Consider the following 12,841-nt stretch of genomic DNA (forward strand, 5'->3'; position numbering starts at 1 on the left):
CAAAAAAGCTGAACCTTAATCGGGTTCAGCTTTTTGTTTTTTCTTAGCTTGAACTGCTTTCTGTCTGCTTGGTCAGTGTTGCGTTCAACGTTTTCGTTTTTCCCTTTCGCAGCACTTGGATTGTTGTTTTATCTCCGACTTTTAAGTCTTTGTAAAGGATCTGACGGATATCCGCACTGCTTTCCACGTCTTTACCGTTTAGTTTGACAATGACATCCTCAGATTTAATACCTGCTTTTTCTGCCGGCGAATTTGCTTGAACTTCTTTTACATAAACACCTTTGCCCAATTGATCTCCAAACAGGCCGAGCGTATTTTCCTGATAGGTTTCAGGAACTTGTGACATGTCAATCATCTGCACGCCTAAAAACGGACGGTCCACCTTCCCGTTTTGCAGCAGCTGGTCAACAATCGGCTCGACATCATTGCTTGGGATCGCAAATCCAAGTGATTCCACGCCGCTTTCGCTCACCTTCAAGCTGTTGATGCCGATGACCTGGCCGCTTGCATTGATTAATGGGCCTCCGCTGTTCCCCGGATTGATCGCTGCATCGGTTTGCAGCACGTTCATTTCCACCGTCCCCTGTGTTGTATCCACATCAATTGTCCGGTTCAGTCCGCTAATGATACCTTGTGTCACTGTACCGGAAAACTGCTGTCCGAGCGGGTTACCGATAGCGATTACCTTTTCGCCAGTGCGCAGCTGTGAAGAGTCACCAAAGCTCGCCACTTTTTTTACATTCTTGCCGCTTATTTCCAAAACTGCCAAATCAGTAATGGTATCGCTGCCGACAAGCTTGGCAGTTTCCGTTTCTCCGTTGTATAGCGTAACAGTCAGCTTGTTCGCGCCTTCAACGACATGGTTGTTTGTAATGATATACGCTTTATCGCTGTCTTTTTTGAAAATAACACCTGACCCGGTTCCGCTTTCACTTTCTGAGCTGGAGCCTCCTCCCGTGCCGAATGTGTTATTTTGAGAGGTTTGGATATTTGAGATTCCGACAATCGTAGGCTCTAAATCCTCTACCATATCAGCGATGTTTGATGCGTTCGTTATCGGCGCCGTTGTAAAATTATCAGACTGCACCTGTTTATTTGCGGAAGCGGTTTCGGTCGCCTGATTTTGGTCTGACGGCAGATAAGGCGCGATGCCAAGCATGAGGCCCCCGCCGATAATACCGCCTAAAATCGGGCTCAGCCATGCGGCTCTCCGTTTCTTTTCTTTTTTCACAGCCGTTTCTTGCTTTTCCATTTCTAAAGCAGAAGCCGTTTCCTGCCGTCCCGCTTCATACGACACAGGCGCGTCAAGCAATTCTTGTTCAGAATGTCCAATCAGCTTCTGGTTTTCTGTATTCTGCTGTTCTGTATGTGAAGGTTCAGTTTGATGTTGATCGTTTTGGCCATCACGTCGATAATCCATGTTCTTACACTCCTTTAACGGTTATTCATTTATCGTTACATATTCATCGCATGTACAAGTTCAATTGTCCCAATAATGAGGAGAAAAGCAAAGCACCAAAATAGAATATGTTTGATCATCCTACATCTTCCTCGCTCTTTTTCTCTTCCTTTCTTCCCTTAACCATATCATAAACAAACATTGTGGGATAAAAATGAAAAGAATATGTGAAATTATGAAAATTGCCTGCCGTATGTTAAAACTAGTTTATAATGACGTTGAAAGGATGTGAAGAGCCTTGTCATACACCATTTATCTAGTTGAAGATGAGGATAACCTGAATGAACTGCTGACGAAGTATTTAGAGAATGAGGGCTGGAACATTACATCTTTTACGAAAGGTGAAGACGCCAGAAAGAAAATGACACCGTCTCCCCACCTATGGATTCTCGATATCATGCTGCCGGATACCGACGGCTATACATTAATAAAAGAAATCAAGGCGAAAGATCCTGACGTGCCGGTCATTTTTATTTCCGCCCGAGATGCGGATATTGACAGAGTGCTTGGCTTAGAGCTTGGCAGCAATGACTACATTTCAAAGCCGTTTTTGCCGCGGGAGCTGATTATCCGTGTGCAAAAGCTGCTGCAGCTCGTATATAAGGAAGCTCCTCCTGTCCAAAAAAATGAAATTGCCGTCTCCTCGTATCGGGTCGCTGAAGACGCCCGCGAGGTCTATGACGAAAACGGGAATATCATCAATTTGACGTCAAAGGAATTTGATCTGCTGCTATTATTTATCCATCATAAAGGGCATCCATACTCTCGTGAGGATATCCTCCTAAAAGTGTGGGGACATGACTACTTCGGAACAGACCGGGTCGTTGATGATCTCGTCCGGAGACTGCGCAGAAAGATGCCTGAATTGAAGGTGGAGACGATTTACGGTTTCGGCTACAGGATGATGTCATCATGAAAAACAAGCCGCTCGCGTTTCAGATATGGGTTGTCATATCCGGCATCCTGTTAGCGATATCGATTTTACTGCTTGTGTTATTTTCAAACACGCTGCGAGATTTTTTCACTAATGAAACGTATACGACGATTGAAAATGAGCAGCATGTTCTGACAGAGTACCGCCTGCCAGGTTCGATTGAAAGGCGCTATTACAGCGAGGAAGCGACGGCGCCGACAACTGTCCGCTCCGTACAGCACGTGCTCCTTCCTGAAAATGAAGAGGCTTCTTCAGACAAGGATTTAAGCATTCTGTCATCTTCATTTATCCACAAGGTGTACAAGCTGGCTGATAAGCAGGAAGCTAAAAAGAAACGTTACAGCGCCGACGTCAATGGAGAGAAAGTGTTTTTTGTCATTAAAAAGGGACTTTCCGTCAATGGACAATCAGCGATGATGCTCTCTTACGCGCTTGATTCTTATCGGGACGATTTGGCCTATACCTTGTTCAAACAGCTTCTGTTTATTATAGCTGTCGTCATTTTATTAAGCTGGATTCCGGCTATTTGGCTTGCAAAGTATTTATCAAGGCCTCTTGTATCATTTGAAAAACACGTCAAACGGATTTCTGAACAGGATTGGGATGACCCAGTAAAAGTGGATCGGAAAGATGAAATCGGCAAATTGGGCCATACCATCGAAGAGATGCGCCAAAAGCTTGTGCAAAAGGATGAAACAGAAAGAACTCTATTGCAAAATATCTCTCATGATTTAAAAACGCCGGTCATGGTCATCAGAGGCTATACACAATCAATTAAAGACGGGATTTTTCCTAAAGGAGACCTTGAAAACACTGTAGATGTTATTGAATGCGAAGCTCTTAAGCTGGAGAAAAAAATAAAGGATTTATTATATTTAACGAAGCTAGATTATTTAGCGAAGCAAAAAGTGCAGCACGACATGTTCAGTATTGTGGAAGTGACAGAAGAAGTCATCGAACGATTGAAGTGGGCGCGGAAAGAACTATCGTGGGAAATTGATGTAGAAGAGGATATTTTGATGCCGGGCGATCCGGAGCAATGGAACAAACTCCTCGAAAACATTCTGGAAAATCAAATCCGCTATGCTGAGACAAAAATAGAAATCAGCATGAAACAAGATGATCGAAATATCGTGATCACCATTAAAAATGACGGTCCGCATATAGAAGATGAGATGCTCTCCAGCCTCTATGAGCCTTTTAATAAAGGGAAGAAAGGCGAATTCGGCATTGGTCTAAGCATCGTAAAACGAATTTTAACTCTTCATAAGGCATCTATCTCAATTGAAAATGACAAAACGGGTGTAACATACCGCATAGCAGTGCCAAAATAGACTGTAGATGTTTTGCAGTCTATTTTTTTATGTGAAAGAATAGCCGTTAAAATCTCTGTAATTTGTTTTGAGCGGCTGTTTGCATTGATGAACCCATTTTTTCTCTGACAAGGTCTGCTTCGGATATTTGACTTTCTCCACTTTGATTCCTCTGTTTCGCAAGCGGCTGATCATTTCGTCCAATTCTCTCATTCTAGATTCACCCTTTCGCTTGAGCTTTGACCATTCGGTCATCTCAATTTATAATATAAATAATACATGATAAAAAAACAAGTTACAATAAGGTTAATTTTATAACAGACGGTGTGACTATATGGTCATATCCTAGCAGGCCTCCGGGCTCCGAAAGGGTGGAACCATTGAAGGAAAAAGAAAAACTGATTATTGAAACAGCCTTAAAACTATTTGCCCAAAAAGGATACAACTCAACATCAGTCCAGGAAATCGCAAAAGAATGCAAAATATCTAAAGGCGCTTTTTATATTTATTTTCCTTCGAAAGAAGCGCTTCTTCTCTCTATGCTGAACTACTATTATGATAAAACGTTTACCCGAATTTTAAATATTAAAACGAAGGGCGACAGCCCCAGAACGGCTTACCGTAAACAGCTGACCGTCCTCTATGAAAACATTCTTGAACACAAAGATTTTATCAGCATGCAGTTGAAGGAGGGTTCTCTGCCTTACACAGAAGAAGTGGAGCAATGCGCAAAAAAAATCCGCCAGTCCTCACTTCAATTTCATATCGACAGCCTGCTGAACATCTATGGAAAAAAAGCGGAACCCTACACTGCTGAGCTTTGTTTTTTAATAGAGGGCATCAGCCAGATTTACCTGGAATGCATGATTTTGCTCGGGTACACTGTGAAGCCGTCTCAATTAGCTGATATCATTATGAATCGAATTGATGATATGGTAAAAGGCATGTCTGAACGAAACGATAAGCCTTTCATTACATTGGAAGAGGCGAGCTCTTTATTCGGGCCTCTTACGCACGGACGGCCTGACCCGCTGACTGAATCGATTGTGAAAAGCCTACGTGACAAAATAAACAGCTTAAACACAAACTCCTCTCTTGAATTATCGGAGAGCTTGGACATACTTGAAGCAGAAATGAAGAAAAAAACACCGAAGCTGGCGATCATAAAAGGAATGATTCATAATCTGACGGAGTCTGAAGCTCTCGCCAAAGATGCGGAGCAGCTTAAATATTTATTAAAACAGCAACATATTTAGAAGAACGGCTGCTTAAAAAGCAGCCGTTCTTTCTTTCTATTACGCCTTTGGTTTTACCATGTCTTCCGGCTTAACCATTTCGTTAAATTGCTCCTCTGTCAGCAATTCAAGCTTCAAAGCTGCTTCTTTGAGCGTCAATCCCTCTTTATGGGCAAGCTTGGCGATTTTCGCCGCGTTTTCATAACCGATATGCGGGTTCAGCGCCGTAACAAGCATTAATGAATTTGACAGGTTTTCCTGAATGGTTTCTTTATTAGGCTCAATACCGACAGCACATTTATCATGGAATGAATTCATGCCGTCACTGAGCAGCTGCACAGATTGCAGGAAGTTGTAAATAATAACAGGCTTAAACACGTTCAGTTCAAAGTTCCCCTGACTCGCCGCAAAGCCGATTGTCGCATCGTTCCCCATGATTTGCGCTGCGATCATTGTTAACGCTTCGCTTTGTGTCGGGTTGACTTTACCAGGCATAATGGAGCTTCCCGGCTCATTTTCAGGAATGACGATCTCCCCGATGCCGCAGCGAGGTCCGCTTGCGAGCCATCTGACATCGTTCGCGATTTTCATTAAGTCAGCCGCAAGCGCTTTTAATGCGCCATGCGCATAAGTGATTTCGTCATGGCTTGTCAGCGCGTGGAATTTATTCGGCGAGCTGCTGAACGTTTGGCCGGTCAGCTTAGTGATCTCTTCTGAGACAAGCTCTCCAAACTCTGGGTGAGCGTTGATACCCGTTCCGACAGCCGTTCCACCAATTGCAAGCGCACGCATTTTATCTGTCGCTTCCAAAATCATTTCCTTCGAACGGTCCAGCATGTGAACCCATCCGCTGATTTCCTGTCCGAGGGTCAGTGGCGTAGCATCCTGAAGATGCGTGCGTCCGATTTTGACAATATCATTGTATGCTTTTGCTTTTTCATCCAGTGTATTGCGAAGCTGATCAAGCGCCGGCACAAGCTGCTCGTAAACAGCCAAAACAGCGGCAACATGCATCGCAGTCGGGAATGTGTCGTTTGAGCTTTGGCTTCGGTTCACGTCATCATTTGGATGAATCGTTTGATCAGAGTTCTTCTCTTTTAATAAAGCAGTCGCACGGTTGGCTACCACTTCGTTCATGTTCATATTGCTTTGTGTGCCGCTTCCGGTCTGCCATACGACAAGCGGGAAGTTGTCATCGTACTTGCCTTTGAGCACATCATCACAAACCGCTGCAATCGCTTCTGCTTTTTCAGCATCCAGATTGCCGAGGCGTTTATTAGCTAGAGCAGTGCTTCGTTTTAAAATTGCAAACGCCTTCACAACACGCATCGGCATTTTTTCAGAACCGATCTTAAAGTTCTCCTTGCTTCGCTGTGTTTGGGCGCCCCAAAATTTATCAGCAGGAACTTTTACTTCTCCCATGGTGTCTCGTTCAATTCTGTATTCCATTTATGTATCCCTCCATAACGGTTGCTTCAATAGATCATAATTCGCCAATGACACAAAAAATCCTTTTTATTTTTCGATCTTGGCAGATTTTAATTTTAATTCAAGATATACGCGGGAATCCTTTGAATATTTGTATTTTGGATTTGTCCTGCCGTACTCCTTTGATGTATAAGAGACATCATAATGCTGTTCAAATGATCTAATGAGCTGTTCAATTTCTTCTTGTTTTCCAGCTAGCCTTACCTGTGCCACTTCGTATCCTCCGCTTTCATAAAAAAACTTACTCCATGAAATACTCTAACACAGTATATCATTTTTTTAACAGGAAAAGATAACCTCTACTAAGGTTTTGGATAAGAGGTGACCTCATTGGAACAAACAGAGTTTAAGGAATATATACACGATAATTTAGCATTGGTGCTGCCAAAATTAAAAGAAAACGATGATCTGGTGAAAAACAAAAAAATGCTTGCGAACGGACTGGTTTTTTACTATCTCTATTTCAGTGAAATGACTGATGAGAATAAGGTGTCAGAAGCCATTAAAACTTTGATTAAAGATGAGGAGACCTTAACGCTTGACCAGGTCAAAAAACGCCTTGACCAGCTTGACGCAAGACCTGTTGAAACTGCAAAAAAAACGATTGAATCGATTCTCAACGGCAATTGTGCTGTGTTTATCAACGGATTGGATAAAGCCTATATTCTGACCACAGGAAAGAAAAAAACAAGAAGCCTGACAGAGCCGACAACTGAAAAAGTGGTTCGCGGCCCAAAAGTAGCGTTTGTAGAGGATATTGATACAAATCTCGCTCTGATCAGACAAAGAACCTCTCATCCGAAATTGATCACCAAAAAAATCATGATCGGCGAAAACAAGCTGAAGCCTGCAGCCATTATGTACATTGAAGGCAAAGCAAAAAAGTCCGTCATAAAAGAAGTGAAGGCGCGGCTTAAAAATATCCAGCTGGAAGATATCCAGGACAGCGGAACGCTCGAGGAGCTCATTGAAGATAATAAATATTCACCATTTCCGCAGATACAAAATACGGAAAGACCTGACAAAGTATCTTCAGCCCTGTTTAACGGCCGTGTGGCAATTTTGGTCGACAGTTCACCATTTGTGCTGCTGGTGCCGGTTTCTCTCGGCATCCTGATGCAATCCCCGGATGACTACTATGAACGCTGGATTTCAGCATCTCTTATCCGGTCGCTGCGCTTTGCTTCTATCTTTATCACCTTGTTTTTGTCATCGATTTATATAGCACTTGTTTCCTTCCATCAGGGGCTGCTGCCGACCGCACTCGCCGTCACGATTTCGGCGAACAGGGAAAACGTGCCGTTCCCTCCGATATTTGAAGCCCTGCTGATGGAAGTAACCATCGAGCTGCTAAGGGAAGCCGGACTGCGACTCCCCAATCCGCTCGGACAGACGATCGGCCTCGTTGGGGGCGTAGTCATCGGACAGGCTGCTGTAGAAGCGAATCTCGTCAGTTCGATTATGGTCATTGTCGTCAGTGTCATTGCCCTGGCATCCTTTACCGTTCCTCAATACGGAATGGGTCTGTCTTTCCGGGTGCTGCGTTTTATTTCGATGTTTTCCGCCGCTATTTTAGGGCTATACGGCATTATTTTATTTATGCTTGTCGTTTATACGCACTTAACGAGACAAACGAGCTTTGGGTCTCCGTATTTTTCGCCAAACGGATTCTTTAGCCTGAAAAATACGGATGACTCCATTATCCGTCTCCCAATTAAAAACAAACCAAAAGAGGTGAATAATCCAAATGAGCCAAAAACAGACTCCACTGAAACTTAATACCTTTCAAGGTATTTCTATTGTTGCAAATACAATGCTTGGGGCCGGACTTTTAACATTGCCGCGAGCGCTGACCACTAAGGCTAATACGCCTGACGGCTGGATCACGCTGATATTAGAAGGTTTCATTTTTATTTTCTTCATTTATTTAAACACGCTCATTCAGAAAAAACATCAATACCCTTCACTCTTTGAATATTTGAAGGAAGGGCTTGGGAAATGGATCGGCAGCATCATCGGCCTTTTGATCTGCGGCTATTTCCTCGGCGTAGCCAGCTTCGAGACACGGGCAATGGCTGAAATGGTGAAGTTTTTCCTGCTGGAGAGAACCCCAATTCAAGTCATTATTTTAACGTTTATTTGCTGCGGCATTTATTTAATGGTTGGGGGCTTAAGCGATGTGTCGCGGCTGTTTCCCTTTTATTTAACGGTAACCATTATTATTTTGCTGATTGTGTTCGGGATCAGTTTTAAAATTTTTGATATCAATAATTTGCGTCCTGTTTTAGGCGAAGGCCTTGGACCCATTGCAAACTCCCTTACCGTCGTTTCCATCTCTTTTTTAGGAATGGAAGTGATGCTGTTTCTTCCTGAACATATGAAGAAAAAGAAATACACGTTCAGATATGCGTCTCTAGGATTTCTGATTCCGATTATCTTATATATCCTTACGTATATTATCGTTGTCGGAGCTTTGACCGCTCCCGAGGTGAAAACGCTGATTTGGCCGACTATTTCTCTCTTTCAGTCCTTTGAGCTTAAAGGCATATTTATTGAACGGTTTGAATCCTTTTTACTGGTGGTCTGGATTATCCAGTTTTTCACCACATTTGTCATTTACGGATACTTTGCCGCTAACGGGCTAAAGAAGACATTTGGATTATCGACTAAAACAAGCATGGTGATTATCGGCATAACGGTCTTTTATTTTTCTCTCTGGCCGGATGACGCCAATCAAGTCATGATGTATAGCGATTATCTTGGCTATATTTTTGTCTCCCTGTTTCTGCTTCCGTTCATTCTCTTTTTCATTGTAGCTCTCAAGAGGAGGATTACAACAAAATGAAAATCCGGATTTTATGTATGTTTATATGCACCCTATTGCTGTCCGGATGCTGGGACAGTGAGAATATCGAGGAATTAAGCTTAGTGATCGGAGTAGGGCTAGACAAGCCTGACGATGAAAATTTAGAGCTGACACAGCAAATTCTCGTGCCGAAAATAATCAGCGCCAAGGAGGGCTCTTCATCTGATCCGACACAGCTTTCTATCACAAAGGGTAAAACTGTCCATCAAATGATGAGAACCTCTGCATTAAAGCATAAGCCTACGTTTTCACAGCATTTGCGTCTCATTCTGCTTTCCAAAAGCGTGATTGCGGATCAAATTGGAATGGACGCCATTATTAACCAGTTTGTCAGAGACAACGGAACAAGGAGGAGTTCCTACGTCTTTATCACCAACGGCCGAACTAAGGATATATTTAACATGAATGATGAAGGCGAACCCGCATCCAACGTGATATATGATCTGACAGAGAATAATAAGGTGACGATCAGAACGATGGAGCCAGTTACATTGGGGGAGATCTCAGAACACTTAACCTCTGACGATTCATTCCTCATCCCTCATGTCGGTAAGGAAAACGGCAAGCTCGCGATAAACGGAGCCTCTATCATAAAAAATAAATTATGGCACCGGGACCTCACCCCGATTGAGGTTCAAAATATCAGCTTATTTTCAGGCACTGTCGAGGGAGGCGTCATTGACTTGAAGCGCGATGGCCATCTCTTTTCTTATGAAGTATATTCAAGCAATCGGAAGATCAAGACGGCATACAAGGACGGAAAGTTCAAATTCACCGTTACCCGCAATATTGAAGGTCGTCTATCTGAGGACTGGAATCCCAATGAAGACTCGTTTAAGGATTCATATATTAAAAGTATTGAAAAGACAGTCGAAAAACGAGTACACGAAACAGTAACGTCATTTATTACAGAGAAGCTGCAGAAAGAGATCAAAGCGGACGTAACCGGGCTGGGAAACGAGGTCAGAATTCATTATCCTCAAAAGTGGAAAAAGATTTCAAGAAAATGGGATGATGATTATTTCAGCAATGCGGAAATAGACTACCGGGTCAATGTGATTGTCAGAGACTTCGGAACGAAAGGCGCAAACAAATAGCAGCCGCCTAATTCACGAGATGATTTCGGTGTGCGTACACCGCCGCCTGCGTCCGGTCACTGACATCCAGCTTTGATAAAATATTCGTAATATGTGTTTTGACTGTTTTAATCGTAATAAACAGTTCCTCGCCTATTTCTTTGTTTGTCTTTCCTTCTGCGATCAGGCAGAGTATTTCGAGCTCCCGTTTTGTAAGCGATTCATGCGGGAGCGCGTTTTCACCTGAGTGGCGCAGCCTGGATAATACTTTTCCCGCCACTTTTGACTCCAGCTTCGGCTCTCCCTTGCTTGCGGCGCGGATGGCATCGGCGATTTCTGCCGCTTTTGAGGTTTTCAACAGATAGCTGAGCGCGCCAGCTTCAATAACCGGGTACACTTTGTCATCATCAATGAAGCTAGTGAGCACAATAATTTTCGGGTCGGAAAGCTCCCGGCAAATTTGCTTTGTAGCTTCAATGCCATCCATGCCCTCCATGACAAGGTCCATTAAAATGACATCAGGCGACAGTTCCACAGCAAGCCGAACACCTTCGCTGCCGTCCGATGCTTCGCCGATGACTTCAATATCGGGCTGCGCCTCCAAAAAAGCCGCGAGCCCCATTCTGACCATTTCATGATCATCAATCAATAATACTCGAATCACGTTCGTTCTCTCCTTTTTCTTCCGGAAAAATCGGGACCTTCACTTCGATTTGAGTGCCTTTTCCTTCTACTGAAATCACTTCGGCGACACCGCCGATTTCACTTGCACGTTCTTTCATAGAATTCAAGCCGTATGAGGAGGCTTTCACCTGGTCCATTTTAAAGCCTTTTCCATTATCAATCACCTTCAGACGGAGCTGGCTGTTCTTTATGCCCAGAATCACGGTTACTTTTGACGCTTTTGAATGTCTAAATACGTTTGAAAGGGCCTCCTGCACGATTCTGAACAAGTGGTCTTCAACACCCTTGGATATCGCTGTGTCCTGTATATCCCACTCAATATCAATCGGCTGCTTTTTTCGGAACTCGTCCAAAAGCTCCGTAAGGCCCTCCTTCAGCCCTTTTCCTTCAAGGGTAACAGGCCGTAAATGGAGCAGCAGCGCCCTCATCTCATTTTGGGCTTCGCCTGCCATATGCTCGACCATCCTGATCCGCTTGACTGTTTTGTCATCAGCATCCTTGACATGTTCCAGCACGGCTGATGTCATCATCGATATGGCAAAGAGCTGCTGGCTGACCGCATCATGAAGATCTCTGGCCAATCGCTGGCGTTCTTCTGAGATAACCGACTTCTTCATTTGAGCCTGCCATTCCGCACGTTCATTGGAAAGTTTCTGGAGGGATGCGACTTGAAGCTCCACGCGCTTCGCCATTTCGTTCAGCTGATCAGCAGCCAGGCCGATTTCATCATCACCGAGCGGCGGTATCCGATAAGCGAAATTGCCGTTTTCAAAGGTTAAAATGGATTCAATTAATGTATCAATCCTTGTCTTCAACCGGTTGCCGTACATATACCCTGAGGCGAAACCGACGGTCACGCTGATCAGAAGCAAAATCAGGATAAACGGAATTCCGAACCAGCTTGATGACAGCAAAACAAGCGGATCGAGCCGATAGTAAAACATCATAAAGGAAATCAGGCAAACAAAAAGGAGCAGGCTGATTCCCGTTGTCATGCGGATGGCGCGCCATTGGAGGCTGGCAAGCATTTTTTTTCTCATACGTACTTCACATCCACATCACCGATAAATAAGGAAACGGACACTTTTACCCGGCGCTTTGACTCGCTAAAATCAGTTGACGCGGCATATACCTTCGTGCTTAATCCGCTTTTCTTCGAGCCGATCAGATTAATGTCTCCTATAAAAACAGCCGAGCTGACAGCCACTTCAAGGTCCGATGGTACATAAATATCAACGTTACCAATGACTCCGCTAATGACGATTGTACTTTCTCCCTCGGGAATCATCGCTTTAGATAAATCGATTTTGATATCACCGATAAAACCAGAGACATTTAAATCGTTCAGGTCAAACGGCTGCTTCATCATTTGCAGCTCACCGATAAAAAAGCTGCGCATGTCGGGATGTTTTACATCTTTTGGCGGCTCATGATGTTCTTTTTTATTGAGATTGACCTGTTTCTCATTCGGTTCAAATATCGGCTTCCCTTTGATAAGCCTGTAGCCGGCGTAAATCAGAAATGCGGCAAACGCATAGCCGAATAAATTAAAGGTGATGCTGAAGAGGTTTTTCAAAAATAGAAACGCGGCAAAGATATACATGACGGAGCCAAGCCAATCACGGGAATATTTTTTAAGGAAATAGCCGGCAATCAGAAAAAAGAGCGGCCAAAACAGCAGATCGCCTATTCCGATAATTTGCAAAAACATACTGATGCCGAATAAAGCAATGATCAATCCGAGAAGCTGTTTTTTTGTCATTCCTGGTGTCCGCCTCCTTTCTTC

13 protein-coding genes are annotated in these 12,841 nt (G+C 43.7%); 6 read left to right on the plus strand and 7 right to left on the minus strand.

The window, feature by feature from the left end:
* Positions 1-43: 43 nt before the first annotated feature.
* Positions 44-1,420 carry a serine protease Do-like protein HtrB gene (gene htrB, locus MKY10_RS17720; protein ID WP_003228534.1) on the minus strand — a complete coding sequence of 459 codons (1,377 nt, stop codon included), beginning with the start codon at positions 1,418-1,420 and terminating at the stop codon, positions 44-46.
* Positions 1,421-1,697: 277 nt separating this feature from the next.
* Between htrB and cssR the strand changes: the two genes are divergently transcribed.
* Together cssR and cssS are read left to right on the plus strand one after the other, a co-directional pair.
* Positions 1,698-2,375: a secretion stress-responsive two-component system response regulator CssR gene (gene cssR / locus MKY10_RS17725; protein WP_003228529.1), complete on the plus strand. Its 678-nt coding sequence runs from the start codon at positions 1,698-1,700 to the stop codon at positions 2,373-2,375.
* Positions 2,372-3,727 (plus strand): secretion stress-responsive two-component system sensor histidine kinase CssS, encoded by a 1,356-nt coding sequence (gene cssS, locus MKY10_RS17730; RefSeq protein WP_003228527.1) that lies wholly within the window; start codon positions 2,372-2,374, stop codon positions 3,725-3,727. Before cssR ends, cssS begins: the two co-directional genes overlap by 4 nt.
* A 27-nt stretch (positions 3,728-3,754) precedes the next feature.
* Here cssS and spxO read toward each other — a convergent pair whose 3' ends face one another.
* Entirely contained in the window at positions 3,755-3,919 is a 165-nt protein-coding gene (gene spxO, locus MKY10_RS17735) for an anti-adapter protein SpxO (RefSeq protein WP_003221681.1), read from the minus strand.
* Between the two features lie 167 nt (positions 3,920-4,086).
* Here spxO and MKY10_RS17740 point away from each other — a divergent pair, with 167 nt between their 5' ends.
* Positions 4,087-4,962, plus strand: a complete 876-nt coding sequence (locus MKY10_RS17740) for a TetR/AcrR family transcriptional regulator (protein ID WP_003243192.1) — start codon at positions 4,087-4,089, stop codon at positions 4,960-4,962.
* Between the two features lie 39 nt (positions 4,963-5,001).
* Here the strand turns inward: MKY10_RS17740 and fumC are convergent, their stop codons facing one another.
* Positions 5,002-6,390, minus strand: a complete 1,389-nt coding sequence (gene fumC, locus MKY10_RS17745) for a class II fumarate hydratase (RefSeq protein ID WP_003228523.1) — start codon at positions 6,388-6,390, stop codon at positions 5,002-5,004.
* A 66-nt stretch (positions 6,391-6,456) separates the two neighbouring features.
* Positions 6,457-6,642, minus strand: a complete 186-nt coding sequence (locus MKY10_RS17750; RefSeq protein WP_003244599.1) for a YvzF family protein — start codon at positions 6,640-6,642, stop codon at positions 6,457-6,459.
* 117 nt (positions 6,643-6,759) lie between these two features.
* Between MKY10_RS17750 and gerAA the strand changes: the two genes are divergently transcribed.
* From gerAA to gerAC, 3 genes are read left to right on the plus strand one after another with little or no spacing between them, the layout of a single operon-like run.
* Positions 6,760-8,208, plus strand: coding sequence for a spore germination receptor protein GerAA (gerAA, locus tag MKY10_RS17755; protein WP_003243555.1), 1,449 nt, complete (start codon positions 6,760-6,762; stop codon positions 8,206-8,208).
* Positions 8,177-9,274, plus strand: coding sequence for a spore germination receptor protein GerAB (gene gerAB, locus MKY10_RS17760; RefSeq protein WP_009968145.1), 1,098 nt, complete (start codon positions 8,177-8,179; stop codon positions 9,272-9,274). The genes gerAA and gerAB overlap by 32 nt, the downstream gene beginning before the upstream one ends.
* Positions 9,271-10,392 carry a spore germination receptor protein GerAC gene (gene gerAC, locus MKY10_RS17765; RefSeq protein WP_003243203.1) on the plus strand — a complete coding sequence of 374 codons (1,122 nt, stop codon included), beginning with the start codon at positions 9,271-9,273 and terminating at the stop codon, positions 10,390-10,392. The genes gerAB and gerAC overlap by 4 nt, the downstream gene beginning before the upstream one ends.
* 7 nt (positions 10,393-10,399) lie before the next feature.
* Here gerAC and liaR read toward each other — a convergent pair whose 3' ends face one another.
* Genes liaR through liaF form a run of 3 tightly spaced genes read right to left on the minus strand, consistent with a single transcriptional unit; the run spans position 10,400 to position 12,817 of the window.
* A complete protein-coding gene (gene liaR / locus MKY10_RS17770) occupies positions 10,400-11,035 on the minus strand; it encodes a two-component system response regulator LiaR (protein ID WP_003243201.1) in 636 nt (211 codons plus the stop codon).
* A complete protein-coding gene (liaS, locus tag MKY10_RS17775) occupies positions 11,013-12,095 on the minus strand; it encodes a two-component system sensor histidine kinase LiaS (RefSeq protein WP_003244464.1) in 1,083 nt (360 codons plus the stop codon). The genes liaR and liaS overlap by 23 nt, the downstream gene beginning before the upstream one ends.
* Complete coding sequence (gene liaF / locus MKY10_RS17780; protein ID WP_003242605.1) at positions 12,092-12,817, minus strand: LiaRS two-component regulatory system accessory protein LiaF; 726 nt, start codon at positions 12,815-12,817, stop codon at positions 12,092-12,094. Before liaF ends, liaS begins: the two co-directional genes overlap by 4 nt.
* Between the last annotated feature and the right edge of the window lie 24 nt (positions 12,818-12,841).

It is taken from the genome of Bacillus sp. FSL P4-0290 (assembly GCF_037975435.1).
GTDB classification, from domain to species: domain Bacteria; phylum Bacillota; class Bacilli; order Bacillales; family Bacillaceae; genus Bacillus; species Bacillus subtilis.